25 protein-coding genes are annotated in these 24,338 nt (G+C 62.1%); 14 read left to right on the forward strand and 11 right to left on the reverse strand.

Annotated features, from left to right (window positions below; all coding sequences use genetic code 11):
- Positions 1-34: 34 nt before the first annotated feature.
- From K9B37_RS03590 to K9B37_RS03615, 6 genes are all read right to left on the reverse strand, one after another.
- Positions 35-1,672: an ABC transporter ATP-binding protein gene (locus K9B37_RS03590; RefSeq protein ID WP_224311420.1), complete on the reverse strand. Its 1,638-nt coding sequence runs from the start codon at positions 1,670-1,672 to the stop codon at positions 35-37.
- Between the two features lies 1 nt (position 1,673).
- Positions 1,674-2,810, reverse strand: coding sequence for an ABC transporter permease (locus K9B37_RS03595; protein ID WP_224311421.1), 1,137 nt, complete (start codon positions 2,808-2,810; stop codon positions 1,674-1,676).
- Positions 2,811-2,818: 8 nt separating this feature from the next.
- Positions 2,819-3,739 carry an ABC transporter permease subunit gene (locus tag K9B37_RS03600; RefSeq protein WP_224311422.1) on the reverse strand — a complete coding sequence of 307 codons (921 nt, stop codon included), beginning with the start codon at positions 3,737-3,739 and terminating at the stop codon, positions 2,819-2,821.
- A 70-nt stretch (positions 3,740-3,809) separates the two neighbouring features.
- Positions 3,810-5,393 carry a peptide ABC transporter substrate-binding protein gene (locus K9B37_RS03605; RefSeq protein ID WP_224311423.1) on the reverse strand — a complete coding sequence of 528 codons (1,584 nt, stop codon included), beginning with the start codon at positions 5,391-5,393 and terminating at the stop codon, positions 3,810-3,812.
- 158 nt (positions 5,394-5,551) lie between these two features.
- The gene (locus K9B37_RS03610) at positions 5,552-5,986 is read right to left on the reverse strand and encodes a GlcG/HbpS family heme-binding protein (RefSeq protein ID WP_224311424.1); all 435 of its coding nucleotides are present in this window, start codon (positions 5,984-5,986) and stop codon (positions 5,552-5,554) included.
- Between the two features lie 77 nt (positions 5,987-6,063).
- Positions 6,064-7,290, reverse strand: coding sequence for a urate hydroxylase PuuD (locus K9B37_RS03615; RefSeq protein WP_224311425.1), 1,227 nt, complete (start codon positions 7,288-7,290; stop codon positions 6,064-6,066).
- 219 nt (positions 7,291-7,509) lie between these two features.
- Between K9B37_RS03615 and uraH the strand changes: the two genes are divergently transcribed.
- The 7 genes from uraH (at position 7,510) to K9B37_RS03650 (ending at position 13,472) form a co-directional block, all read left to right on the forward strand.
- Positions 7,510-7,863 (forward strand): hydroxyisourate hydrolase, encoded by a 354-nt coding sequence (gene uraH / locus K9B37_RS03620; protein ID WP_224311426.1) that lies wholly within the window; start codon positions 7,510-7,512, stop codon positions 7,861-7,863.
- Positions 7,864-7,865: 2 nt separating this feature from the next.
- The gene (gene puuE, locus K9B37_RS03625) at positions 7,866-9,314 is read left to right on the forward strand and encodes an allantoinase PuuE (RefSeq protein WP_224311427.1); all 1,449 of its coding nucleotides are present in this window, start codon (positions 7,866-7,868) and stop codon (positions 9,312-9,314) included.
- Between the two features lie 325 nt (positions 9,315-9,639).
- Positions 9,640-10,791, forward strand: coding sequence for a DUF937 domain-containing protein (locus K9B37_RS03630; RefSeq protein WP_224311428.1), 1,152 nt, complete (start codon positions 9,640-9,642; stop codon positions 10,789-10,791).
- Positions 10,792-11,006: 215 nt separating this feature from the next.
- Positions 11,007-11,453: a peptidoglycan-binding protein LysM gene (gene lysM, locus K9B37_RS03635; RefSeq protein WP_224311429.1), complete on the forward strand. Its 447-nt coding sequence runs from the start codon at positions 11,007-11,009 to the stop codon at positions 11,451-11,453.
- 65 nt (positions 11,454-11,518) lie between these two features.
- The gene (locus K9B37_RS03640; protein WP_255616386.1) at positions 11,519-11,836 is read left to right on the forward strand and encodes a rhodanese-like domain-containing protein; all 318 of its coding nucleotides are present in this window, start codon (positions 11,519-11,521) and stop codon (positions 11,834-11,836) included.
- Positions 11,837-11,976: 140 nt separating this feature from the next.
- The gene (locus K9B37_RS03645) at positions 11,977-12,411 is read left to right on the forward strand and encodes a c-type cytochrome (protein WP_224311430.1); all 435 of its coding nucleotides are present in this window, start codon (positions 11,977-11,979) and stop codon (positions 12,409-12,411) included.
- Between the two features lie 119 nt (positions 12,412-12,530).
- Complete coding sequence (locus K9B37_RS03650) at positions 12,531-13,472, forward strand: c-type cytochrome (protein WP_224311431.1); 942 nt, start codon at positions 12,531-12,533, stop codon at positions 13,470-13,472.
- Between the two features lie 19 nt (positions 13,473-13,491).
- Here K9B37_RS03650 and K9B37_RS03655 read toward each other — a convergent pair whose 3' ends face one another.
- A complete protein-coding gene (locus K9B37_RS03655) occupies positions 13,492-14,109 on the reverse strand; it encodes a helix-turn-helix domain-containing protein (RefSeq protein WP_224311432.1) in 618 nt (205 codons plus the stop codon).
- A 137-nt stretch (positions 14,110-14,246) separates the two neighbouring features.
- On the reverse strand, positions 14,247-15,179 hold the full coding sequence (locus K9B37_RS03660) for a DMT family transporter (protein ID WP_224311433.1): 933 nt from the start codon (positions 15,177-15,179) through the stop codon (positions 14,247-14,249).
- A 207-nt stretch (positions 15,180-15,386) separates the two neighbouring features.
- Between K9B37_RS03660 and K9B37_RS03665 the strand changes: the two genes are divergently transcribed.
- Together K9B37_RS03665 and K9B37_RS03670 are read left to right on the forward strand one after the other, a co-directional pair.
- Positions 15,387-16,196: a UDP-2,3-diacylglucosamine diphosphatase gene (locus tag K9B37_RS03665; protein WP_224311434.1), complete on the forward strand. Its 810-nt coding sequence runs from the start codon at positions 15,387-15,389 to the stop codon at positions 16,194-16,196.
- The gene (locus tag K9B37_RS03670; protein WP_305072124.1) at positions 16,196-17,212 is read left to right on the forward strand and encodes a glycosyltransferase family 4 protein; all 1,017 of its coding nucleotides are present in this window, start codon (positions 16,196-16,198) and stop codon (positions 17,210-17,212) included. Before K9B37_RS03665 ends, K9B37_RS03670 begins: the two co-directional genes overlap by 1 nt.
- A gap of 21 nt (positions 17,213-17,233) precedes the next feature.
- On the opposite strand, the gene K9B37_RS03675 is transcribed toward K9B37_RS03670, so the two are convergent.
- Positions 17,234-17,557, reverse strand: coding sequence for an ArsR/SmtB family transcription factor (locus tag K9B37_RS03675; RefSeq protein ID WP_224311435.1), 324 nt, complete (start codon positions 17,555-17,557; stop codon positions 17,234-17,236).
- Between the two features lie 46 nt (positions 17,558-17,603).
- Between K9B37_RS03675 and K9B37_RS03680 the strand changes: the two genes are divergently transcribed.
- Positions 17,604-18,071: an SRPBCC family protein gene (locus K9B37_RS03680; protein WP_224311436.1), complete on the forward strand. Its 468-nt coding sequence runs from the start codon at positions 17,604-17,606 to the stop codon at positions 18,069-18,071.
- Positions 18,072-18,111: 40 nt separating this feature from the next.
- Here the strand turns inward: K9B37_RS03680 and K9B37_RS03685 are convergent, their stop codons facing one another.
- Positions 18,112-18,606 carry a hypothetical protein gene (locus K9B37_RS03685; protein ID WP_224311437.1) on the reverse strand — a complete coding sequence of 165 codons (495 nt, stop codon included), beginning with the start codon at positions 18,604-18,606 and terminating at the stop codon, positions 18,112-18,114.
- A 142-nt stretch (positions 18,607-18,748) separates the two neighbouring features.
- On the opposite strand from K9B37_RS03685, the gene K9B37_RS03690 reads away from it, so the two are divergent.
- On the forward strand, positions 18,749-19,930 hold the full coding sequence (locus K9B37_RS03690) for an MFS transporter (RefSeq protein WP_224311438.1): 1,182 nt from the start codon (positions 18,749-18,751) through the stop codon (positions 19,928-19,930).
- Here the strand turns inward: K9B37_RS03690 and dgcA are convergent.
- On the reverse strand, positions 19,900-20,883 hold the full coding sequence (gene dgcA / locus K9B37_RS03695) for an N-acetyl-D-Glu racemase DgcA (RefSeq protein WP_224311439.1): 984 nt from the start codon (positions 20,881-20,883) through the stop codon (positions 19,900-19,902). The two genes, K9B37_RS03690 and dgcA, sit on opposite strands and share 31 nt — an antisense overlap.
- A gap of 78 nt (positions 20,884-20,961) precedes the next feature.
- Here dgcA and K9B37_RS03700 point away from each other — a divergent pair, with 78 nt between their 5' ends.
- The 3 genes from K9B37_RS03700 to K9B37_RS03710 are packed head-to-tail and all read left to right on the forward strand — an operon-like array spanning position 20,962 to position 24,252.
- Positions 20,962-22,113 (forward strand): MlaE family lipid ABC transporter permease subunit, encoded by a 1,152-nt coding sequence (locus K9B37_RS03700; RefSeq protein WP_439651676.1) that lies wholly within the window; start codon positions 20,962-20,964, stop codon positions 22,111-22,113.
- A gap of 1 nt (position 22,114) precedes the next feature.
- Entirely contained in the window at positions 22,115-22,915 is an 801-nt protein-coding gene (locus K9B37_RS03705; RefSeq protein ID WP_224311440.1) for an ABC transporter ATP-binding protein, read from the forward strand.
- 8 nt (positions 22,916-22,923) lie between these two features.
- Positions 22,924-24,252, forward strand: coding sequence for an MlaD family protein (locus K9B37_RS03710; protein WP_224311441.1), 1,329 nt, complete (start codon positions 22,924-22,926; stop codon positions 24,250-24,252).
- Positions 24,253-24,338 lie beyond the last annotated feature (86 nt).

Genomic DNA, 24,338 nt, shown 5'->3' on the forward strand with positions numbered 1-24,338 from the left:
GATTCAATTCACGCCATGACGTTCGGTTCCTGACTTATGAGGCGAGCGACGCCGCAGGCAGCGCCGTCTGCGCCTCCCGCTCCTTGAGGAAGGCCGCGGCGATCAAGTCGCGGGTATAATCCTCCTGGGGCCTCTCGAAGATCGCTTCGGCCGGGCCGCGCTCCACGACCTTGCCGCTCTTCATGACCATGATCTCGTCCGAAAGGGCGCGAACCACCGCAAGATCGTGGCTGATGAAGACGTAGGCGAGGCCATGGGCCTTCTGAAGGTCGCGCAGGAGGTCGACGATCTCCTTTTGTACGGAACGGTCGAGAGCGGAGGTTGGCTCGTCGAGCACCACGAGCTTGGGGTGCAGGATCATGGCGCGCGCGATGGCAATGCGCTGACGCTGGCCGCCTGAGAACTCGTGCGGGAACCTGTTGCGCCAGGCGGGCTCCAGGCGGACCTCTTCGAAGGCTTGGGCGGCGCGCCGGTCACGGTCTTTTCGTGAAATGCGCGGCTCGTGCACGAGAAGGCCCTCGGTCACGATCTCGCCCGCGGTCATGCGCGGCGACAGGGAGCCGAACGGATCCTGGAAGACGAGTTGCAGATGGCGCCGAAGGGGACGCATGCCGGCCCGGTCGAGAGGCATAAGGTTGCGGTCCTCAAACCGAACCATGCCGCTTGCAGGCTGCAACCGCAGTACGGCCCGCCCGAGGGTCGACTTGCCCGAACCCGACTCGCCCACGACACCCACGGTCTCCCCGCCGCGCACTGAAAGGCTGACGCCATCGACAGCGTTGAGAACGTGGATCGGCTTGCCGAAGAGGTTCGATTTCAGGACGAAGGAAACTTTGACGTCCCGCGCATCGAGTACGAGAGGTGCGTTGGTTGGAGCGGGCTCCTTGTGACCGGTCGGCTCGGCATCGATCAGCATCCGCGTATAGGGATGTTTGGGCGCCGCAAAGATGTCCTCTGTCGTCCCGCTCTCCACCACCTCGCCGCGCTTCATGACATAGGTCCGGTCGGCGAAGCGTCGCACGATGCCGAGATCGTGCGTGATGAAGACGATGGACATGCCGAGTCGCTTCTGAAGGTCCGCCAGAAGCTCGAGGATGCGGGCCTGGACCGTCACGTCGAGCGCGGTGGTCGGCTCGTCGGCGATGAGCACGTCCGGATTGTTGGCGAGGGCCATGGCGATCATGACGCGCTGGCGTTGTCCGCCGGACATTTCATGCGGGTAGGAATCGATGCGTCGCTGGGGGTCTGGGATCCGCACCAGTTCCAGGAGCTCGATGGCGCGGCGACGCGCCTCCACCTTGCTCAAGCCGCCGTGGGTGGTCAGCGGCAGGGCGAGCTGCTCGCCGATCCGGTAAAGCGGATCGAGCGAGGTCATCGGCTCTTGGAAGATCATGGTGAGCTTCGAGCCGCGATAGCGGTTGAGCTTCTCAGGTGAGAGGCCAACGAGTTCCTCGCCGCGATACTTCACCGAGCCTTCCGCCCAGCCGTTGGAGGCGAGAAGGCCCATGACGGACATCATGGTCTGGCTCTTGCCGGAGCCGGATTCTCCCACGATGGCGACGGTCTCACCGGCATTCACATCGAGATCGATGCCCTTGACCGCGTGGAGAATGCCATCTCCGGTGCGGAAACGGACATTCAGGTTTCGGACTGTGAGTACGGGATCAGCCATGTCAGCGGTCCTTCGGGTCGAGGGCGTCGCGCAAGCCGTCACCGATGAAGTTAAGGCAGAAAAGGATCGCGATCAGGGTGAGCGAGGGATAAAGCAGCATCCAGGTGGCACCCTGGATGTTCTTGGCACCTTCCGAGATGAGGACGCCGAGGCTGGTATTGGGCTCCTGGACGCCGAGACCCAGGAACGAGAGGAAACTCTCCAGCAGGATCACCTTCGGCACGAGCAGGGTCATGTAGACCACCACCGGCCCGAGCGTGTTCGGGATCACGTGGCGGCGGATGATGCCCTTCGTCTCGACACCGAGCGCTTCCGCGGCCTGGACGTATTCCTGACGTTTGATGGAGAGGGTCTGGCCACGCACGATGCGTGCCATGTCGAGCCATTCCACGGCACCGACCGCGATGAACATCAAGATGAAGTTGCGGCCGAAGAACACAACCAGCATGATCACGAAGAAGATGAACGGGAGCGAGTAGATCACGTCCACGACGCGCATCATGATGAGGTCCGCGCGTCCGCCGAGATAGCCGGAGGTCGCGCCGTAGGCGACGCCGATCAGAATGGCCACGAGGGTCGCGAGAAGCCCGATGGCGAGCGAGATCTGCCCGGCCTTCATGGTGCGGGTGAGCAGGTCGCGGCCGTTCGTATCCGTCCCGAAGAAAAAGTATTTCTTCTTCAGGGGCACATCGACCACCAGACGTTTGCCCTCGTCCGTCTTCTCGACGACCTTCGCGACGCCGAACATGTCGGAGCGGTCGAAATAGGCGAGGAGCCGTTCGTCGATGGGACGCTGACCCACCAGGGTCACGGTGACGCTGTCGCCCTTGACGTCGATGGCCTCCGGCTTGCCGCGGACACGGGCGCCGATGCGCTCGATCTGCGGTGCGATCTGATCGGCCTTGGGATAGGCCTCAAGGCTTGCCGGTACCTTTACGTAGTCGGGATAGACCTGATCGAAGGGGTGCCCGGTGAAAAACGGCCCAAAAATGCAGGCCACAGCAATGAAAGCCAGCAGGACGATGCTGCAGACAGCGGCCTTGTTGTTGAGCAGCCGTCCCCGGGCCTCGACCCAGAGGGAGCGGCCGGTAACAGGATCGGCAAGGGTTTCGATGGGAAGTGCGGCGCCTTCAGCCATGACAGCCCTCAATCAAAGCGGATTCGCGGATCGACGACGGCATAGAGGATGTCGACCACGAGGTTGAACAGGAGAACGAAGACGGCCACGACCACGACCGTGCCCATGACGAGGGTGTAGTCGCGGTTCAGTGCGCCTTCGACGAAGTAGCGACCGATGCCGGGCAGGCCGAAGATCGTCTCGACGACCACGGAGCCGGTGAGAAGGGCAGCGGCTGCCGGGCCGAGATAGGAGATCACGGGAAGCGAAGCCCCGCGCAGAGCGTGCCGGACGATCACATGCCAGGGCAGGCCCAGCGAGCGCAGGGTGCGGATATGGTTGGAGCGCAGGTTCTCGATCATCGCCGCGCGGGTCATGCGGGCCACCACTGCGATCTGAGGCAGGGCGAGCACGATCACCGGCATGATGAGATTGCGCGGCGTGCCGTTGGCCCAGCCGGCAACAGGAAGCCAGGCAAGAGCCAGGCCGAACACGATCTGCAGAACGGGGGCCACGACGAAGTTGGGAATGGTGAGACCCATCGCCCCGAGGCCCGTCACGATATAGTCGGCCAAGCTGTTCTGACGCAGGGCGGCGATGGTTCCAAGCGTGCCGCCGACGAGGATCGCGAGGCTGATCGCAAGCGCGCCCAAGGTCATGGAGATCGGCAGACCACGGGCGAAGAGTTCGCCGACCGTGAAGTCGCGCAGGATGAAGGACGGGCCGAAATCGCCGTGCATGACGGCGGAGAGATAGAGCCAGTATTGCTGGATCAGCGGCTTATCGAGCTGATAGATCCGGTTGAGGTTCTCCATCACCTTGGCTTCGAGCGGGCGTTCGAGGTCGAACGGGCCACCGGGCGCGAGCCGGATCAGGAAGAACGAAATCGTCACAATGACCAATAAGGTCGGAATGGCCGTGAGAAAACGGCGCATGATAAAGGAGAGCAAGATGCTTTCTCCTGCTGAGGAACCTGTAAATAGAAAAGGGGCGGCCCTCAGGACCGCCCCTTCGCCTTAATTATTGATCCTTGGACAGGAAACGCGACGGATAGACGCCGCGCGTATTCTGTACGAACCCGTGGATCTTCGGCGAAATCAGGTTGCTCTTGCCGTAGTACATGATCGGGATCCAGGGCATGTCCTTCATGAGGATGCCCTCGGCCTTCTTGAAGATCTCGGCGCGCTTCTTGAGGTCAAGCTCTGCGGCGGCCTGATCCAGGAGCTTGTCGAACTCCGGATTGTTGTACTTGCCGTAGTTGAAGCCCTTGTTGTCGCTCTTGAGCAGGAACAGGAAGTTGTTCGGATCCGAGTAGTCGGCGATCCAGCCATAACGGGCGAGATCGAAGTCGCCGCCATCACGCAGATGGGCAAAGTGGGTCTTGCCGTCCGTGTTGATGAACGAGGTCTCGATGCCTGCCGGTTTGAACTGCTCGGCGATCGCCACGACCGTGTTGCGGTTGTTGTCCGTGGTGTTGTAGCGGATCTCGACCTTCAGCGGCTTGCCGGGACCGAAGCCGGCGTCCTTCAGGAGCGCCTTGGCCTTCTCTTCACGGTCGATCGGCGACATGTCCTTGTAGTCCATGTAGGCCGGCTCGCCGTAATTGCCCACGCCCGGAGGCATGAACGAATAGCCGGGCTGCATCGTCTGGCCCCAGATCTGCTCGGCCACGAATTCGCGGTCGACCATCATCGAAAGTGCCTGACGCACGCGCACGTCATTGAACGGAGCCTTGGAGGAGTTCACCACCAGGAACCAGGTGCCGAGATACGGACCGAGCCTCACCTGATCCTTGAACCGCTCCTTGAGCGACTTCATCTGGTCGGCCGGAACGTCGTCCGTCGTGTCGAGCTCGCCCGCCTCGTAGCGACGCACCATCGCCGCGAAATCCGGCGTCGGATAGTACATCACTGTGTCGATCTTGACGTTCTTGGCGTCGTAGTAGTTCTCGTTCTTGACGAGCTTGATGTGGGAGTTCGGGACGAACTCGGCGAGCTTGTAGGCGCCGTTCGTCACCATGTTGCCCGGCTTCACGAAATCCTTGCCGAACTTCTCCACAGAACCGGGATGAACCGGAAGGCTGGTCTGGTGGGTCAGAAGCTCGATGAAGTACGGGGTCGGCTGCTCAAGCTTGATCTCGAGCGTCTTGTCGTCGACCGCCTTGACGCCGAGCTCTTCGACCTTCGCCTGGCCCTTGTTGACTTTCTCAGCGTTCAGGATCGGGTAGAGGATGTTGGCGTATTTCGCGCCCGTCGCCGGATCCATGATGCGGCGGTAGGAGAATACGAAGTCCGAAGCCTTCACCGGGTCGCCGTTCGACCACTTGATGCCGTCGCGCAGGGTGAAGCGATAGGTCTTGCCGTCGTCTGCGACTTCCCACTTCACGGCCTGTCCCGGAACGGCCTCGCCCTTGGCGTTGTAGGTGACGAGACCTTCCAGCATATCGCGCAGGATGTGGGCTTCCTGGACCGTCGATGTCTTGTGCGAATCCAGCGTTTCCGGCTCACCGGAATTGGCGCGGTTGTAGACGATCTCTGCCGAGGCCGGGCCCAAGAGGGCGGCTGTGGCGACGGCTGCGAGCGCCGCTTGTTTAATCCAGGACATGGATACGTTCCCTTTCTGGTGTTTCCAGGTTTTTGAAGACTTCGATCACTGTCATTTAGGACAGTGATCTTGACTCATTTGTTGTTCAATCAGCGGTTTCTGTCTAGAGGCCAAAAATTGCCCAATCCGAACAGTAGCTTAAGGGGAAAAGCTTGCCCTTAAGCCCCGGCGTCGAACGTCAATCCCGCCGCCTCGATACCGGCTGCAGCGGCGATTTCGTCATTGTCGGACGTGTCTCCCGACACGCCGACCGCACCCAGGGTTTGCCCCTGAGAGTTCTTGATCAGGACACCGCCCGGAACCGGGACGAGCTGTCCGCCGACCACGTGGCTCGCGGCCGCCACGAAATAGGGGCGATCGGTCGCCATCTTATGCAGGGCCCGCGACCCGACGCCCATGGCCAGGGCGCCGTAGGCCTTGCCCATGGCGATCTCCGCCCGCTTGAGGCTGGTCCCGTCTTCCGAGACCAGAGCCTTCAAAGCGCCTCTGGCATCATACACGACAATAGATAGCGGCTTGAAGGACTTTGCTCGGGCGGTCTTGAGCGCGACCGACACGATGGTCTGTGCGGTTTCGAGGGTGAGATCGGTCACATTGCCTCCACTTGCGAAATTATAGAATAGCGTTGCGTCTCGACGAGGCTCTTCGGAGCCGTTCCATCGATGCGTCCCTAGTGAACGACGGAATCCTTCTGCGCAAGCCACGTCGCCACGGCTTTACGCTCTTCGATTGTCATCTCGGTAATGTTGTTCGGCGGCATGGCGTGGGTCAGCACGGCCTGGATGCGGATGAGATCCGCATGGCGTGCGATGCTCTCCGGAGTATCGAGATGGATGCCTTTGGGCGCGAGAGGGATCCCCTCCCAGACCGGCTCTGCCGCGTGGCACATGGAGCAGCGCGACTGGATCGCCAGCACGGCCTCGTCGAAAGAGGCCTGAAGGGTGGCCGGCGTTGCCGCCCCCTGGGCATCCGCGAGATTCTGGTTGCCCGGCTTGCCGATGATCGACAACCAGATCGCCAGCGCAATCGCCGCGGCAGCGACGGCCCAGGTCCACCAGGGAGAACCTCTGCCGGCATGCTGGGAATTGAAGAAATGCCGCACGATGGCGCCGGCGACCAGCACGCAGCCGATGATTCCCACCGCGTATTTCGAAGACCACGCCAACGGGTAATGGTTCGACAGCATCAGGAACAGGACCGGCAGCGTGAGATAATTGTTGTGGGTCGAGCGCTGCTTAGCCTGCTTGCCGAGGGCTGGATCGGGCGAACGGCCGGCCAGGAGGTCCGCCACAACCTTCTTCTGGTTCGGAATGATGACGAAGAAGACGCTGGCCGACATCCAGGTCGCGATCATCGCACCCGTATGCAAAAAGGCTGCCCGGCCGCTGAACAGGTGGGTGAAGGCATAGGCCGCTGCGAGGATGTAGACGAAGAGCACGCATCCCAGGGCCACATCGTTCCGGCCGAGGGGAGAGCGGCACAAGCCCTCATAGACCAGCCAGCTCAGCGCGAGGCCGCCGATCCCGACGAGAGGCACCTGCCAAGATGCGAGAGCTCGCACCGCCGGATCGACCGTGTAGAGATCGGCGTGGAGGTAGTAGACCCAGACGATCAGGAAGAATCCGGTAATCCAGGTCGAATAGCTTTCCCACTTGAACCAGGTCAGCTCTTTCGGCAGCTCCGGCGGCGCGACGAGATATTTGCGCATGTTGTAGAAGCCGCCGCCATGGACCTGCCAAGCCTCGCCGCCGACGCCGGGCGGCAGTCCGTCCCGCCTCTTCAGACTGAGATCCAGGTGGATGAAGTAGAAGGACGAGCCGATCCAGGCTATGGCCGTGATGACATGGACCCAGCGCAGGAGCTGGCTGATCCATTCGGAAATCTGCGGGTCGATCATGCGGCCCCTTAGGAATGCGACAGGCGCGTAGCCTAGGGCGGCGGACTCTTTTGCGAAAGGCCCGTCCGATGCCTTTTTCAACAGGAACGGGAGCTGGAAACCTCACCTTGCGAGAGAGAGGCTCGCGACGCGCTTGACGCGAAGGCCGGGTGCCCGACAATCCGGTCTCGCTCCGACGCCGCAGGGCGTCTCCCACCGGATGTCCCTTAAGAGGTCTTCATGGGTCGATTGTCCACCCACGTGCTCGACACCGCCAATGGCCGGCCAGCGCGCGGTATCGCCGTCGAACTCTATGCCGTCGACGGCGGGGAGCGTCGTGCGGTCGTGCAGACGCAGACCAATGCGGATGGTCGCACGGATGCGCCGCTCCTTTCCGGCGACACGTTTCGGACGGGGGCATATGAGCTCGTCTTTCATGTCGGCGCCTATTTCCGATCTCTGGCGACCGCGACCGCGGATCCGCCATTCCTCGACGTAGTGCCGATCCGTTTCTCCATCGCCGAACCGGACGGGCACTATCATGTGCCCCTGCTGGTATCGCCCTGGAGCTACTCCACCTATCGAGGCAGCTGATTATGGCCGAAACCACCTATCCGCGCGATCTTGTCGGCTATGGCCGCAACCCGCCGCATCCGCGCTGGCCGAACGGTGCGCGCATCGCCGTTCAGTTCGTCGTCAATTACGAGGAGGGCGGCGAGAACAACATCCTTCATGGCGACCGGGCCTCTGAAGCCTTTCTATCCGAGATCGTCGGCGCCGCTCCGTGGCCCGGACAGCGGCACATGAGCATGGAGTCGATCTACGAATACGGCTCCCGCGCAGGATTCTGGCGCCTGTGGCGCCTGTTCACGGAGCGCAGCCTGCCGGTCACCGTCTATGGTGTCGCCAATGCGCTGATGCGCAATCCGGAAGCGGTTGTAGCCATGAAGGAGGCGGATTGGGAAATCGCCAGTCATGGCCTGAAATGGATCGACTACAAGGATTTTTCCTCGGACGAGGAGCGCGCCCATATGCGCGAGGCCATCCGCATTCACACGGAAGTCACCGGTACGAGGCCGCTCGGTTGGTATACGGGCCGGACGTCCGAGCACACCAACCGGCTGGTGGCCGAGGAAGGGGGCTTCCTCTACAGCGCCGATTCCTATGCCGACGATCTGCCTTACTGGGAGCATGGTCATGGTGCGAAGGGCGCCTTGCTGATCGTGCCTTATACGCTCGACGCCAATGACATGCGCTTTGCGACGCCGCAGGGCTTCAATTCCGGCGACCAGTTCTTCGCATATCTGAAGGACAGCTTCGATACGCTCTACGCCGAAGGAGAGACAGCGCCGAAGATGATGTCCGTCGGTCTCCATTGCCGGCTCGCGGGCAGGCCGGGCCGGGCCGCGGCGCTGGCGCGCTTTCTCGATTACGTGCTGTCTCATGAGGATGTCTGGGTGGCGCGGCGGATCGACATCGCACGGCACTGGATCAGGCATCACCGCCCGGCCGGGCTCAAACCCAGCACCATGACCAAGGCCGTGTTCGTCGAGTTGTTCGGAGACATCTTCGAGCATTCACCGTGGATTGCAGAGCGGGCCTATGACGAGGGCTTCACACCGGCCCAGGACACGGCCGAAGGGCTGCATGCCTCCATGGTGCATGTGCTGTCACAGACCGGACGGGATCAAAAGCTCGCCCTCATTCGGGCTCATCCCGATCTCGCAGGCCGCCTCAAGCTTGCCGATCTCACCTCGGATTCGCAGAATGAGCAGGCATCGGCCGGCCTCGACAGTCTTACGCCTGAGGAGCGCGAGCAGTTTCTGGCCCTCAACGACCGGTACAAGCAGAAATTCGGCTTCCCGTTCATCATGGCGGTGAAAGGCCGCTCCAAAGAGGAGATCCTGGCGGCTTTCGAGGAGCGGCTTGAGCATGACGTGGATCGCGAGTTCGATACGGCGATTGCCGAGATCGAGCAGATCGCGCTTCTAAGGCTCAAGGATCGTCTCCCATCCCTGGCGGATGTCTTCTCGTCCTTGGCGTAGGGATCGCTGGCGGATGCGATCTCTTTGGAATGCCCTAGAAGCGGATAGGACAGGCGAAGCGCAGCTTATTTTCCGAATGTGACATCGCAGACAGCCCGGTACGGCCGTGCTCGCAAAGGATAAAGGCTGCCGTCGAGGAACGCAGCCATGATATGGTTGTTTACCGCAACGTGTGTCCAGAGAAGGAGGATCGGTCAGGCCGTCGCCCGTCTTTGAGGCGGAAAACCAGGGTCGGTTCGCCTTATGCGAATGCCCGGCCGCACGATCTCGGAGCGCAGCCATAAGTCTTGATTTGCAAACGCTAGGCGCATGGGAGGAAGCTTCGATGGCTATCAACCTTGTATCCCTTATCGCTCAATTCCTGACACCAGATGTTATCGCCAAGATCGCCTCGGCACTTGGCGCCGACAGGTCGCAGATAGGAAGGGCGGTTACTGCCGCCGTACCAGGTCTACTGGCAAGTTTGGCTGGGACCGCATCGACGCCGGAGGGTTCGCGCAAGCTGTTCGACGCGGTCTCTCAGCAATCTCCAGGCATCCTCGATAATCTTGGCGGAATGATCGGAGGGCCAAGGCAGGAGAACCTTGCCGACAATGGAACTAATGTATTGTCGTCGCTGTTGGGCGGCTCCTCGACCTCAGCCCTTGGGAACGCAGTCACCAAGTACGCGGGCCTGGGCAGCGGAATGGGCTCGTCGCTCCTGGGGCTGCTGACGCCTGTCGTTATGGCCGCGTTGAACAAACAAAGCACGGCGTCCGGCCTCGATGCGTCCGGCCTTTCTCAACTGCTCACCTCTCAAAAGTCCGAAATCATGAAGGCGTTGCCACCTGGCTTCTCCGACCTGTTGAGTGGCACGGGACTTCTCAGTGGCCTCGGTGCCACTGCGACAGGGGCCGCACAGACCGCGAGGGAAGCGATCCGGCCGGCGGCTTCTAGTGCCGAGCGCGTCGTCCGGCAATCTTCCTCTCCCAATTGGGCCTGGGCCTGGGCCATTCCTGTCATTGTCTTGCTCGGATTGGGATGGTGGTACTTCGGCCGCACTCCGCCGAGTGTGAATCAACAGGCCGGGACGACCACGACCCAGACCGCAAAGAACGCGCCGGATCAACTCACGACAGGTGCTGTGCAATCCGCGCAGAATCTCACTGTCGGGTCGGTCGATCTTGGGTCGACGGTTCAGAGCACGGTCACCAACCTGCAGCAGACTCTGCAGGGGGTGACGAATGTGGATACCGCCAAGGCAGCGCTGCCGAAACTCACGGACGCTGCGACCCAGCTCGACAAGGTCGATAACCTGGTCGGCCAACTCCCGGCCGGCGGCAAGACGGCACTTGCATCGCTCGTGACGAGCGCGCGCCCCCCGCTCGAAGAGACCTTCGGCAGGGTTCTTGCGATCCCGGGAGTGGCTGATATCGCCAAGCCCACGATCGACACGATTAGAGGAAAGCTTGACGTGTTGACCAAGACGGCAGGTTGACGGGAGCAGCCCCGGTCCTCAAGGGCCGGGGCTTTCTAGAAGCCCTTATACAATTTCTTCGTTAAGGCCTCTTTGATCGGCGCCGTAAGGCAGCCCAAGCGGCATGATTTTAATCCGACTGTTCTCGCGTCGAGTGGAACCGCCGGAGCCGCCCGTGCGTCTTTGTCTCAGCTTGGCCGGATCGCGGGCCGGAATGTGCAAGAGGAGAGGGCACCATGGGTTTATTCAAGTTCATCAAGGAAGCAGGTGCCAAGTTGTTCGGCGGAAGCGCTCAAGCGGCGACGCCGGACGCTCTCAAGGAAGAGGTGAAAGGGCATGGATTCGATGCCGATAAGCTCGGCATCGACGTCCAGGGAGACAAGGTGAAGGTCTCGGGCCAGGCGGTCAGCCAGGAGGAGGCGGAGAAGATCATTCTGTCGCTCGGCAACACCTATGGCGTTGCCGAAGTCGATACCTCGGACCTGCAGGTGCAGCAGCCGGCGAAGGCGTCGGTCATGTACACGGTCCAGAAAGGCGACACCCTCTGGGCCATTGCCGAAAAGCACTACGGCAAGGGGAAAGGGGCCAAATACACCGAGATTGTGAAGGCTAACTCGCCGCCCGTGAAAAACCCCGACATGATTCAGCCCGGCTGGGTTTTGCGTATTCCCGATCTTGCCTGATCGCGCCAATTGCCTGCCTCCGCGGGATGCCGATATGATCCGGCAGCAACACGGAGGCACTTTGCATGAACGGCCCGATACCCGTCGTCGATCTCGACCGGGAAGACATCAAGAAGGGATTGAAGGACGGCTCGATCCTGCTCGTGGACGTGCGGGAGCCCCAGGAGTTCGCCGCCGGCCATATCCCGGGCGCGGTGTCGCATCCTCTTTCGACCTTCGACGCGGAGGCCTTGCCGACGGACCAGCGAATCGTCTTCTCCTGCGCTGCCGGCGTCCGTTCCCTGCGGGCAATCGAGTTCGCCCAGGCTGCGGGGCGGGATCTTCGGGAGCACTACAAGGGTGGTTTCAAGGACTGGATCACGGCCGGGGAACCGGTCGAGTAGGCGGTTCTCGCTTCTCTCATTCCCTCACAGAGTTGTGTTGCTACAGCCGGTTGCCGATGCAGCGCGAAACGTGCGCTAATGCCGCAGGGCCGGTCAAGGAATCACAAGACCCGGCCATGGGTTCTAGAGGGGAAATCCATATGAAGCGTAGTGTTTTCGTCGCCGGAATCCTGGCGCTTGGGGTAACGGCGGCGATCGCCCAGGCCGACGTCATCGCTCAGCGTCAGAAGCTGATGAAGGACAATGGCGATCATTCGCGCGTGATCGGCGCCATGTTGAAGGATCAGGCGCCGTTCGATCTCGCTCAGGTCCAGACTGCGCTCAAGGCGTTCTCCCACAGTGCGAAGGAAATGCCGCAGCTCTTCCCGGCCAACTCCAAGGACGGCAAGACCAAGGCCCAGCCGGCAGTTTGGGAGAAGAAGAGCGATTTCGATGCGCACTTTGCCCAGTTCGGCAAGGACGCGGAGGCCGCTCTCGCCTCGATCAAGGATAGTGCCAGCTTCAAGGCCGAGATGCCGAAGGTTCTTCAGAACTGCGGCACCTGCCACAAGACCTTCCGTCAGCCGGTCGGCTAGGGCCACCGAGCCATTGGCAGTCGGAACGGTGCGCAGGAAGATGTGGCCGTTCCTTCCATTCCAACAGATCAGACCGGGCGGATGCGATCTCCGCCCGGCTCTTTCGGAAGGTCGAGTGAATGCGCAAAGCTGTCGCCGTACTGGTCGGGCTTGTGGTGCTTGGGATCATCGCATTCATGGCCTTCACGTCGCCGACGGCCTGGGAGGTGGCGCATGGCGAGCCGGGCACCGGTTCGGAGGCGGCAGCTCTTCGCCGGCCCGACCCGGAAAAGGGCCGCATCGTCTTCCTGGCCGGAGGGTGTTCGTCATGCCATGCGACTCCGGGACAGGACGACAAGATGCGGCTGGGGGGCGGCCTCGCCCTCAAGTCGCCATTCGGCACATTCCACGTTCCCAATCTTTCCCCGCATAAGCAGGACGGGATCGGCAATTGGAGCCAAGCGGATTTCATCCGCGCCATGCGGGAGGGTGTCTCGCCGGAGGGGGAGCACCTGTATCCGGCCTTTCCCTACACCTCCTATCAGCGCATGACGGTCACCGATCTCAAGGACCTCTTCGCGTTTCTCCAGGCCTTGCCGCCCGTCGAAGGACGGGCGCCGCCCCATGACTTGTCATTTCCATTCAACATTCGGCGTGGTGTCGGTCTGTGGAAGCTCGCCTTTCTCGATGGGCACGTCTTCATGTCCGATCCGGATCGCTCCTCGGAGTGGAACCGCGGAGCCTATTTAGTCGAAGGGCCAGGGCATTGCGCCGAGTGTCATAGCGAGCGCAATGCCATGGGCGCGATCATGGCCGATCGCCGGTTCGCGGGAGGGCCGGATCCCGAAGGAAAGGGCGTCGTTCCCAATATCACCCCGAGCCCGAGCGGGATCGGCGGATGGTCGCCGGAGGAAGTGGTGACGTTGCTCACTACCGGAGAAACGCCGACATTCGATACGGTCAGCGGGCCGATGGCGCTGGTCGTTCACAACACGGCGCAGCTGCCGGAAGCAGACCGCAAGGCGATCGCGGAATATATCCTCTCGTTGCCGCCGAAGGTCGGCTACAAGAAGCCTCAGTAGCGAGCCAGCCCGGTCCCGATTAATCCATCACGGCAGCTTTGAGGATGCACACCATGGTCGCGTGGCCCGGAGTGTCGCCCACCGCCCGCACCGTATGACGACGGTCGCACCGGTAGCGCAGGGTTTCGCCGGCCTTGGCGCGCTGGATGACATCGCCGACCTCGACCTCGAATTCCCCATCCAGCACTGAGAGACATTCGATGGATCCGCGCTGGTGGCCGTCCGAGTCGAGGACGCCACCAGGCTCCGCCTGGACATCGTACCACTGCAGCCATTCGATGGTCTTGAGCCAGCCGATGATCGCGAGGCGGACCTTGCCGTCTTCGGACAGGAGAATGGGCGTGTCGGCTCGGGTCGACTTCTCGATGAACGGCTCTTCGTCGCTGGTCGCGAGGACCCGCTCGATGGATACGTCGAGGGCCTGGCTCAGGCGCCAGATCGTTGCCAGGGTGGGATTCGTCTCATTGCGCTCGATCTGGCTGATGATCGATTTCGCCACTCCGGATTGCTCGGCGAGCTCGGACAGGGACAGATTATACGCCTTGCGCAGGCGCTGAATCGTCTTGCCCAAATGGCCGGAAATGACCTGCGCGCCGGTCTCCAGTTCCCGGTGACGCTCCTTGCCTTCCACGCCCATTTGCCTCGCCTCCAGTTCTGAAAGATCGAACGTTCGTTCCTCAAAACGGTTGTGGGATACCACGGCGAATGGGTCAAGCACCGAGGCGGCGGAAGGCTGTTTTTCGCCGAGATCCGAGTATTGTTGGGACGGAATGTCTATCCGCCCGGCCGCTGGGCTGCGGTTTCGAGCGCCTTCGTCCGTTCGAGGCCAAGCTGACGCTCCCGCCAGATGATGAAAAGCCCGGTGCCCGCAACGATGACGCCGCCGGTCATAACGGCTGCGGAAGGAAGGTCGCCGAACAGGAACCAGCCGAGCAGAAGCGCCCAGATCATCGTCGTGTATTCGAACGGCGCCAGGATCGACGTATCCGCGTAGCGGTAACTCTCCGTGATGAGGATTTGCCCGATGCCGCCGAGAATACCGACCAGGACGAAGAGCAATACGTCGGAGAGGGACGGGATCGTCCATCCGAACGGGATCGTCAGGAGGGACAGCCCAGATGCGAGGATGAAGAAATAGAATACGATCGCTCCGGTGCGCTCCGTCAGCGTCAGGCGACGGACCTGGATCGTCGCACCTGCCGAGCAAAAGGCGCCGAGAAGGGAGAAGAAGGCCCCGATGCTCGCTCCCACGCTCAGTTCCCGCGAGAAGGGGCTCAGCTTCAGGTAAGGAGAAAGCATGATGAGGACGCCGATGAAGCCGATTCCGACGGCTGTCCAGCGATAGGCCCGGACTTTCTCCTTGAGTAGGATGGCGGCCAGGATCACGACCATGAGCGGCGAGGCATACCCGATGGCAATCGTGTCGTGCAGGGGCAAATAGGCCAGCGCGGCAAAACCCAGATACATGCCCGACGTACCGATCAGACCGCGGAGGAAATGCCCGGGGACGTTGTCGGTCCGGATGGCGTTGATGAGGTCGCCTTGCCAGGCGAGCCAGACCAGCAGCGGGATCAGCGCAAAGAAGGTGCGGAAGAAGACCAATTCCCCGACCGGGTAATCGGCTGCAAGTGTCTTCACTCCGGCGGACATGAGGGTGAAAACGAGAGCGGAGAGGACTTTGAGGGAAATCCCCAGAAGAGGTTTCACGGCAAGAGACGTTTCACGGGTTTGAGTCGCTGCGACAGAGTGTCAACCAACCATGGGCTGACCGTCGCGTGAACCCCTTTTCTGCGGAAAGTCCCTGCGTCGTGCGCATGGTTCTCTCGCCGTCTGTCACATTTTTGCAAGCTGTGCGTCACAGAGGTGAGACGCGAATCCGGTCATCTGCAATGCGTCCTTAGGAAAGGGTGCAGTATGGCTCAGGATCTCGGTCTCATCCGCGTTCGGACGCTGTTCTTGTCCGACCTCCATCTCGGCACCAAAGGGTGTCAGGCCGAGCAATTGCTTAGCTTCCTGAAGATGTACGATGCCGACACGATCTATCTGGTCGGCGATATCGTCGACGGCTGGCGCCTGAAATCGGGCTGGTACTGGCCACAAGCCCATAACGACGTGGTGCAGAAGCTTCTGCGCAAGGTGCGAAAAGGAACGCGCCTCATCTACATTCCCGGCAATCACGATGAGTTCCTGCGCGACTATCTCGGGGTCCATCTGGGAGGTATCGAACTCGCGGATTCCGCGCTGCACGAGACAGCCAATGGCAAGCGCTATCTCGTGATCCACGGAGACCAGTTCGATCTTGTGGTGCGCCACGCCCGCTGGCTCGCTCTTCTCGGCGACGGCGCTTACACGGTCGCGCTGATGGTCAACACCTATCTCAACGTCGTGCGGCGGAAGCTCGGCCTGACCTACTGGTCGCTCTCCTCCTGGGCGAAGCTGAAGGTGAAGAATGCGGTGAACTACATCAGCCGCTTCGAAGAACTCCTGGCGGCCGAGGCCAAGCGGCAGGAGGCGGACGGCATCATCTGCGGTCACATCCACCACGCCGCGATGCATGATCTCGATGGCGTGCGCTATGTGAATACGGGCGATTGGGTCGAATCGTGCACCGCGATCGTCGAGCATTATGACGGAAGTCTGCAGATGATCCGCTGGGCAGAGCTTCTGCGCCAGGATCTGGAGCTGCCGGTGGCGACGGAATCCCTCAGAATCAAGGCTGCCTGATGCGTCTCCTCATCGCGACCGATGCCTGGAAGCCCCAAATCAACGGAGTTGTACGTTCCCTCGAACACATGACGGATGAAGCGCCCGCCTACGGGGTCGAGGTCACGTTCCTGACGCCGGAGCGCTTCCGCTCCTTTCCGATGCCGACCTATCCGGAGATTCGCCTGTCGATTGCCTGGCGACGCCAGGTCGCGGCCTTCGTGGAGCAGGCGAAGCCGAGCCATGTGCATATCGCCACCGAGGGGCCGATCGGACTGGCCGTAAGAAGCTTCTGCCTGCGCGAGGGAAGGGCTTTCACGACGAGTTATCACACGCGCTTTCCGGAATATGTATCGGCGCGGTTCCCCGTCCCCCAGACCCTGATCTACGGGGCGCTGCGCCGGTTTCATAATCGCGGCCGCGCCGTCATGGTCAGCACTCCATCCTTGGAAGAGGAGCTGCAGGGCCAGGGTTTTCGCAACATCCGCCGCTGGACGCGCGGCGTCGACACGCAGCTCTTCCGCCCGCGAAGCGAGCGCATCCTCGATGCCAAGGCGCCGATCTTCCTGTTCGTCGGGCGGGTGGCGGTCGAGAAGAATCTTGACGCTTTCCTGTCCCTCGAACTGCCGGGCACCAAGGTCGTCGTGGGAGATGGGCCCTCCCGTTCCGAGCTCCAGCGCTCCTATCCGGATGCGCGATTTCTCGGTTCTCTCACCGGCAAGGCACTGGCCCGGGTCTATGCCTCGGCCGACGTCTTCGTCTTTCCGAGCCTGACCGATACCTTCGGGATCGTGCTCCTGGAGGCGCTGGCCTCCGGACTTCCCATCGCGGCCTATCCGGTGACGGGACCGCGCGATGTGGTCGGCGCGTCCGGGTGCGGAGCCTTGAGCTGGGATTTGCGCGAGGCGGCTCTTGCATCCCTGGATATTCCGCGTGATCGCTGTCGGGCCTATGGCGAGACCTTTACGTGGCGGGAAAGCGCGCGCCAGTTCTTCGCGAATATCGAAGCGGCTTGCGAGGACATCGCGGTCGCATAGCCGCGCCGGCCTGAGCGCTCCTTACCCTTCGAGATCGGTCTTCAGGCGATCGAGCATCTCGATGGCTCTTTCTGCATAAGGGCCGATCCAGCGGTCGTGGATGTGCTTGATGGGGAGCGGGTTGAGATGGTTCCAGCGCTCCCGGCCCTGGCGGCGGACGATGATCAGGTCGGCGGCTTCCAGAACTTTCAGGTGCTGCATCACCGTACAGCGGTCGAGGGGTCTGAAGCGCTCGCACAGGGTGCCCGTCGTCTGGGGATGATCTTTCAAGGCATCAAGAATGGCGCGCCGGGTCGCAGCGGACAACGCCTTGAAAACCTTGCCGTTTTCATCATCGATTGACATGTTATGTTTTTATAACATGATGGAGTTGAAAACAAGGAGGACGATCATGGAGCTGAAGTTCACGGTCTCGGCGCGGATTTCCAAGCCGGTGGAGGAGGTCTTCGAGGCGGTTGCCGACCCCTCTAAGCTGTCGCGCTATTTCACGACCGGCGGCGCCAAGGGTCGCCTCGAGACTGGAGCGACGGTGACGTGGGATTTCTACGATTTTCCCGGAGCCTTCCCGGTGGAGGTCGTCGAGGTGGAGCAAAACCGGAAGATCGTTCTCCGCTGGGGAGCCGACGGCCCTCCCGAAGAAGGGGAAGCACCGGGCAGTCGTATGACGACCGTCACGATGCTGTTCGAGCCGCTTGAGAATGGCCGTACCCTGGTCTCGATTACCGAGGAGGGATGGCGGGAGACGGAAAGCGGACTCAAGGCATCTTACGGCAATTGCCAGGGCTGGGCACAGATGCTTTGCGCACTCAAGGCCTACCTCGAATATGGGATCAATCTGCGCGAGGGCATGTATAAATAAGTGAGAGGGCGCCGGTCGCGCGACCGAGCATACGGCGTTCTTAATTCAAAAGGCTTGGCCGCATGTCGGACCGCGCAAAGTCGGCACCTGGGGCTGGTGAGGGGCCCTCGGTCCCCTCCGGCTCGACCAGTGCCATCATGGTCCGGATCCGTCCCTCGAGGAAGCGGAGCGTCTCCAGGATCCGGGCAATCCGCTGCGATGTCTGGGCTTCGCCTGACGCGGCAAGGACGGATGTCACGCTGGCCGCCTCAGGAGGAGCGATCTCCGCCCTGGTGTCTTCGATGGCGCCAGCCATGTCGAGGAGGCTAGAGCGGATCTGCTCCATGGTCCGGGCGATCTTGTCGTCAGCCATTTTCTTCTCAAGGCCGGCAATGGCTGCAAGGACGGCCTCGGTATCGGCATTGCGGTTGCGCCCGGCATATTCGCGCAGAAACCAGCGCCCTCGCGCCGTTTCCAGGACGGCTGCTTCGATGGCATCGTAATCCAAAGAACTGAACGTGACGTGCGTCTCGTCATCCGGCATGGTGGAAGCCATCGCGACCTGAGTCCTGATTCCCGATCGGCCCAGTGTTTCGAAAGCTTGAGCCAGCTCAAGACCTTCCCTTACGTTATCAACGACCTTGCGCCGTGACCTCGATTTTCATCGCCCAGTCGGGCTCCCTCATCGGGTGCCGCTGATGTCGCCGCTTCCGACCGGCGATGCCTTCCGTCTTTCGGCCCTTCATGCCGCGAGCTTCCTCAGTCATGGCTTCTATCTGCCGTTCTTTCCGATCTGGCTGCAAAGCAAGGCCCTGAGCCCGACGATCATCGGCATCATCGTCGCCATTCCGATCATCGTCCGCATTGTGGCGACCGCTCCTCTGCTCGGCCTTGCCGACCGGTCATTCGGCCCGCGCAGACTGTTACTGGCGAGCCATTTGGGGCAGATGGTCGGCTTTCCGCTGCTCATGTTCGCCCCCAACGAGATCGCGATCGTCGTGCTGGTCGGCCTCGTGGCGATTGCTCAGGCGGCCGTGATTCCGGGCAACGATCTCGTCACCACGGCGGCTGTCCAGCGGAACCCTCGGCTCCATTATGGGCGCATGCGCGGGTGGGGCTCGGTCTCGTTCTTCATCGCCAATATCGTCGCCGGTTATCTGGTCGGCGCCTTCGGTGCGAACGTCGTGCTCGTCGCACTGACCCTCATCCCGATGCTCGGGATTTCGGCAACACTCATGGCCGTCCCGCGGCACATGGACGATCTACCGGTGAAGGGTGAGGGTGCGAGACGGCAGGATAAGGGACTGCCGAGGGTTCTCTGGATCGTCCTCATCGCTGCGGCCATGACCCAGGGCACCCATGGCGCGCTCAACGCCTTTGCCAGCATCTACTGGCAATCGCAGGGCTTTGCCGACGTGACGATCGGCTATTTCTGGGCGGCCGGCGTGATTGCCGAGATCGCGGTCTTCATGATCCTCGGAAATGCTGTCGGACGCGGTTCGGGGCTTGGCCTGATCCTTTTGGGGGCGGGCGCCGCCGTGTTCCGCTTCACGATGATGTCCCTTCATCCGGGCGCGGCGCTGACGCTCGGGCTCCAGACCTTGCACAGCCTGACCTTCTGCGCGTCCCACATCGGTGCCATGGCCGCCTTGACGGCCCTGGCGCCCGCCCATGCCAGGGGCCGTGCCCAAGGCGTCTATGGATCGCTCTCCGCCCTCTTCACCGCCGCTTCGACGATCGCCAGCGGTGTCATCTATAAGGAGGCGGGCGCCTCGGTCTTCGCCGCCATGGCGCCGCTCGGGGCCGCCGGCTTTATCCTCATCCTGGTAGCCCGCCGGATGCTCAAGGCTCAACCCCAGAGGGCTGGCTCCGGCGGATAGATGATGCTGCCGTCGAACCTGAGACCCGGCTCGCGGTCCTTCGCGAGCAGGAGCGGGCCGTCAAGATCGACGAAGCGCGCGCGGGGCGCCAGCACCATGGCGGGGGCCATCGCCAGGGACGTGCCGACCATGCAGCCGATCATGAGGGAGAAGCCCCGCGCCTGTGCCGCATCGGCCAGAGCCAGGGCTTCCGTGAGGCCGCCGGTCTTGTCGAGCTTGATGTTCACGGCGTCGTAGAGGCCGACGAGCCGGTCGAGGCTGGCGCGATCATGGACGCTCTCGTCGGCGCAGATCGCGACGGGACGGGCAATCTTGGCGAGAAAGCCGTCATTCTTGGCAGGCAGGGGCTGCTCCACCAGGGCGAAGCCTGCCTCCGCGCAAGCCGCGAAATGGGCGGTGAGATTGCCCTCCGTCCAGCCTTCGTTGGCATCTGCGATCAGCGTGGCATCGGGGGCTGCCTTGCGAACCGCGGCGATGCGCTCAAGATCGCCTCCCGGCGCGCCGAATTTCACCTTCAGAATAGGCCTATCGGCTGCCTTGGCGGTGGCAGCTGCCATGGCCTCAGGAGTGTCAAGGCTGATCGTGTAGGCCGTCGTGGCGGGTGGCCAGCGGTTCACCCCCGCCGTCACATGGGCGCGGATGCCCGAGCGCTTGGCGTCGAGGTCCCAGAGAGCGCAGTCGACAGCGTTGCGCGCGGCCCCCGGCGGCATGGCCGCCTGCAGTGCCTCGCGGGTCAGTCCGGCTGCGATCTGAGGTCCCATCGCCTCCATGGCCGCTGCCACGCCTTCGACGGTCTCGCCATATCGGGCGTAAGGCACGCACTCGCCGTGGCCAATTGCCCCGTCTTCGCGGATCGTCGCAGTGACGACGACGGCCTCCGTGCGGGAGCCGCGGGCGATCGTGAACTTTCCGGCGATAGGAAACTTGTCGATAGTGACGGTCAACTGACGCATTCTGGCCTCTTCTAACAACTTCGGCTCGACTTGTGCCTTAACGACACGCTATCACCAAACGGAATCAATGCCGGAAGGATGATCGTGGCGCAGAGCATCTTGGCTCAAGAGCCGCAAGTCGAAATCGAGGTTGCCGGAGACAGGGTGACGGCGAAGCTGGCCGGCCACTGGATCGCCGAGAACTCCGAACTGGTGGAGTCGCTGGCTGCGGAAATCGTCGCCGGCGCGAACCAGCATCGCATGATCATCGACCTCGCGCGGGTAAAGCGCCTCGACACCCTGGGAGCATGGGTTCTCGACCGCACCCGCCACGAGTTGGGCGAACGGGGCCTGGCGGTGGATTTCGCCAACGCCTCTCCGGAGCAGCAGATTCTTCTCGACGAGGTGGCCTATCGGGGCTTCCAGGAGCAGAAGGTCGTCAAACACTCCAAGATCATCGATTTCCTCGTCGATGTGGGCAAGACGGTCCAAGGAGCCGGGCGCGACCTTCTCGACGGCGTCGCCTTCCTGGGCGAGCTGGTTTCCGCCCTGATCCGGGTCATTCTCAACCCGCGACGCTTCCGGGGCACGGCGGTCGTCAACCAGATGGAGCAGATCGCCTATCGCGGCGTGCCGATCATCGTGCTGATCTCGTTTCTGGTCGGCTGCATCATCGCGCAGCAGGGCATCTTCCAGCTCCAACGCTTCGGCGCGACGCCCTTCGTGGTGGACCTGATCGGGATCCTGATCCTGCGCGAGTTGGGGGTTCTCCTCACCTCCATCATGGTGGCCGGCCGGTCCGGCTCGGCCTTCACGGCGGAAATCGGCTCCATGAAGATGCGCGAGGAAATCGACGCGCTGCGGGTCATGGGCCTCGATCCGATCGAGGTTCTGATTGTCCCGCGCATCCTGGCGCTGGTCATCGGCCTGCCGCTCCTGACATTCATCTCGTCGATTGCCGCCCTCACGGGCGGCGGAATCACGGCTTGGCTCTACGGGGATATCAGCCCGGACGTTTATCTCTCGCGCCTCAAGGCGGCGCTTGCCCTCAACACCTTCTTCGTCGGTCTGATCAAGGCGCCTTTCATGGCGCTGGTGATCGGCATCATCGCCACCCTGGAGGGCGTTGCGGTCGCAGGATCCGCTGAATCGCTCGGACGGCACGTGACATCGTCGGTGGTGAAGGCGATCTTTATGGTCATCGTGCTCGACGGCCTCTTCGCCATGTTCTTTGCGGCAATCAAGTACTGACATGTCCGATACACGCCGTCACCCAAGTACCGAAAACCGAGAGGTCGTGATCCGCGTCCGAGGCGTGGAAGTCGGCTTCGGTGAGAGGATGATCCTGAAAGGCCTCGACCTCGACGTCTATCGCGGCGAGATCCTCGGATTCGTCGGCGCATCCGGACAGGGCAAATCGGTGCTCACCCGGACCATCCTGGGCCTCGTCCCGAAGCGCGCCGGCACTATCGAAGTTCTGGGCCAGAATCTCGACGAATTATCGGCGTCCGAGCGGCGGCTCCTGGAGCGGCGCTGGGGCGTTCTCTTTCAGCAGGGCGCGTTGTTCTCGGCCCTGACGGTCAAGCAGAATGTCCAGGTCCCCATGCGGGAGTACCTGAACCTGTCGGATCGGCTGCTCGACGAGCTGGCCATGCTCAAGATCGAGATGGTGGGTTTGAAGCCGGATGCGGCTGACAAGCTGCCGTCCGAGCTCTCGGGCGGTATGATCAAACGTGCGGCGCTGGCCCGTGCCCTGGCACTCGATCCCGACATCGTGTTCCTCGATGAGCCGACTTCGGGTCTCGACCCCATCGGGGCCGGGGAGTTCGACGAGCTTATTGCCACGTTACAGCGGACTTTGGGGCTCACCGTATTCATGGTAACCCATGACCTCGACAGCCTTCACACGGTCTGCGATCGAATCGCGGCCCTTGGGGATGGCAAGATCCTGGCGGAAGGACCCATCGAGGCGATGCTTGCATCGGACCATCCTTGGCTCCGCGCCTATTTTCACGGGAAACGGGCTCGCGCGGTCATGGCCGGCGACGCTTAAGGTTTGTGATGGAAACGCGCGCGAATTACGCATTGATCGGGTTGTTCACGCTGGCGGTGATCGCGGCGGGGTTCGGCTTCGTCTACTGGTTCTCCGGCGGCGATCGTGGGCAGACGCGCCAGGCCATCCGGATCGTGTTCTCCGGTTCTGTCTCGGGCTTGTCGAAAGGGTCCATCGTGTCCTTCAACGGTCTCAGGGTCGGCGAGGTGACCGATATCAGCCTGCTGCCGGAAGATCCGCGCCGCGTCGTTGCCATCGCCCAGGTCGACAACAATACGCCGATCCGCACAGACACACGCGCTCGCCTCGAATATCAAGGGCTTACCGGCGTTGCGAACATCGGCCTGTCAGGTGGCGAGCCCAATTCTCCGAAGCTTGTCGCCGGTCCCGGGCAGCCGCTGCCGACGATTTTCGCTGACCGGTCGGACTTCCAGGATCTGATCGAGACCGCCCGCAATATCGCGCGGCGCGCCGACGATGTGCTGGAGCGTGTCGGTCGCGTCGTCGCCGATAACGAAGGGCCGCTCAGCCGGACCGTGCAGAACATCGAGCGGTTCTCTCAGGCATTGGGTGAGAACGCGGACGGGATCGACCGCTTCCTGGCGCAGGTCGGGCAAGCGGCCGAGAAGGTCGGACCACTGGCCGAGAAGCTGGAAACATTAGCCACCAATCTCGATGAGGTGGTCAAGTCCGTCGACCGACAGCGCGTCGCACGGATCGTCGAGAACGTCGACAACTTCACGCAGGGCCTGAGCGACAGCCGCAAGGACATCAACGATGCTCTGCGGGATGCGGCAAGCCTCGTGGCGCGCCTCAACGATTCGGCGCCGAAGGTCGACACTGCCCTCGACGACATCACCAGGCTCACGAAGGCCATCGACCCGGCGAAGGTCGGTCGGACCGTGGACAATGTCGAGAACTTCACGGAGATGCTGAACCGGCGCAATCCGGACATCGACAAGGCTATTCAGGAGGCGCGCTCGATCACGGAGAAGCTCAACAAGTCGGCCGATCGCATCGACGCCGTTCTCGAGGGGGCTCAGAAGTTCCTTGGCTCGGCCTCGGGTGAAGAGGGTAAGAGCGCGTTCGATGCCATCAAGGAGGCCGCCAATTCCGTGCGGGTTCTCGCGGATAATCTGAACGAGCGGACCGCTGGAGTTCTCTCGGGAATCGGCCGCTTCACGGATTCGGGCCTGCGCCAGTACGAGGCGCTGGCGGTGGAGGGGCGTAAAACTCTCGATGACATCAGCCGTGCCGTCCGCAGCATCGAACGTAATCCACAGCAGTTTATTTTCGGTGGCCGTCCCAATCTCCCTGAATACAATGGCCGCCGCTAAAGCATTGGATCCTAAAATGACCTCCGCTTTTGGGATTTGTCCGATGCTTCCCCTGTTCGTTGGCGCGTCGCTCGGCGCGGAAAACC

Origin of the sequence: Microvirga puerhi (assembly GCF_020089865.1) — a bacterium.
Classification (GTDB): Bacteria; Pseudomonadota; Alphaproteobacteria; order Rhizobiales; family Beijerinckiaceae; genus Microvirga; species Microvirga puerhi.

What these genes read in the sequence shown, in the direction of transcription:
- K9B37_RS03590 (WP_224311420.1), bottom strand. Translation starts at nt 1,672, where the DNA reads ATGGCTGATCCCGTACTCACAGTCCGAAACCTGAATGTCCGTTTCCGC.
- K9B37_RS03595 (WP_224311421.1), bottom strand. Translation starts at nt 2,810, where the DNA reads ATGGCTGAAGGCGCCGCACTTCCCATCGAAACCCTTGCCGATCCTGTT.
- K9B37_RS03605 (WP_224311423.1), bottom strand. Translation starts at nt 5,393, where the DNA reads ATGTCCTGGATTAAACAAGCGGCGCTCGCAGCCGTCGCCACAGCCGCC.
- K9B37_RS03615 (WP_224311425.1), bottom strand. Translation starts at nt 7,290, where the DNA reads ATGATCGACCCGCAGATTTCCGAATGGATCAGCCAGCTCCTGCGCTGG.
- uraH (WP_224311426.1), top strand. Translation starts at nt 7,510, where the DNA reads ATGGGTCGATTGTCCACCCACGTGCTCGACACCGCCAATGGCCGGCCA.
- puuE (WP_224311427.1), top strand. Translation starts at nt 7,866, where the DNA reads ATGGCCGAAACCACCTATCCGCGCGATCTTGTCGGCTATGGCCGCAAC.
- K9B37_RS03630 (WP_224311428.1), top strand. Translation starts at nt 9,640, where the DNA reads ATGGCTATCAACCTTGTATCCCTTATCGCTCAATTCCTGACACCAGAT.
- lysM (WP_224311429.1), top strand. Translation starts at nt 11,007, where the DNA reads ATGGGTTTATTCAAGTTCATCAAGGAAGCAGGTGCCAAGTTGTTCGGC.
- K9B37_RS03640 (WP_255616386.1), top strand. Translation starts at nt 11,519, where the DNA reads ATGAACGGCCCGATACCCGTCGTCGATCTCGACCGGGAAGACATCAAG.
- K9B37_RS03645 (WP_224311430.1), top strand. Translation starts at nt 11,977, where the DNA reads ATGAAGCGTAGTGTTTTCGTCGCCGGAATCCTGGCGCTTGGGGTAACG.
- K9B37_RS03650 (WP_224311431.1), top strand. Translation starts at nt 12,531, where the DNA reads ATGCGCAAAGCTGTCGCCGTACTGGTCGGGCTTGTGGTGCTTGGGATC.
- K9B37_RS03655 (WP_224311432.1), bottom strand. Translation starts at nt 14,109, where the DNA reads ATGGGCGTGGAAGGCAAGGAGCGTCACCGGGAACTGGAGACCGGCGCG.
- K9B37_RS03665 (WP_224311434.1), top strand. Translation starts at nt 15,387, where the DNA reads ATGGCTCAGGATCTCGGTCTCATCCGCGTTCGGACGCTGTTCTTGTCC.
- K9B37_RS03670 (WP_305072124.1), top strand. Translation starts at nt 16,196, where the DNA reads ATGCGTCTCCTCATCGCGACCGATGCCTGGAAGCCCCAAATCAACGGA.
- K9B37_RS03675 (WP_224311435.1), bottom strand. Translation starts at nt 17,557, where the DNA reads ATGTCAATCGATGATGAAAACGGCAAGGTTTTCAAGGCGTTGTCCGCT.
- K9B37_RS03680 (WP_224311436.1), top strand. Translation starts at nt 17,604, where the DNA reads ATGGAGCTGAAGTTCACGGTCTCGGCGCGGATTTCCAAGCCGGTGGAG.
- K9B37_RS03685 (WP_224311437.1), bottom strand. Translation starts at nt 18,606, where the DNA reads ATGGCTTCCACCATGCCGGATGACGAGACGCACGTCACGTTCAGTTCT.
- K9B37_RS03690 (WP_224311438.1), top strand. Translation starts at nt 18,749, where the DNA reads ATGTCGCCGCTTCCGACCGGCGATGCCTTCCGTCTTTCGGCCCTTCAT.
- dgcA (WP_224311439.1), bottom strand. Translation starts at nt 20,883, where the DNA reads ATGCGTCAGTTGACCGTCACTATCGACAAGTTTCCTATCGCCGGAAAG.
- K9B37_RS03700 (WP_439651676.1), top strand. Translation starts at nt 20,962, where the DNA reads ATGATCGTGGCGCAGAGCATCTTGGCTCAAGAGCCGCAAGTCGAAATC.
- K9B37_RS03705 (WP_224311440.1), top strand. Translation starts at nt 22,115, where the DNA reads ATGTCCGATACACGCCGTCACCCAAGTACCGAAAACCGAGAGGTCGTG.
- K9B37_RS03710 (WP_224311441.1), top strand. Translation starts at nt 22,924, where the DNA reads ATGGAAACGCGCGCGAATTACGCATTGATCGGGTTGTTCACGCTGGCG.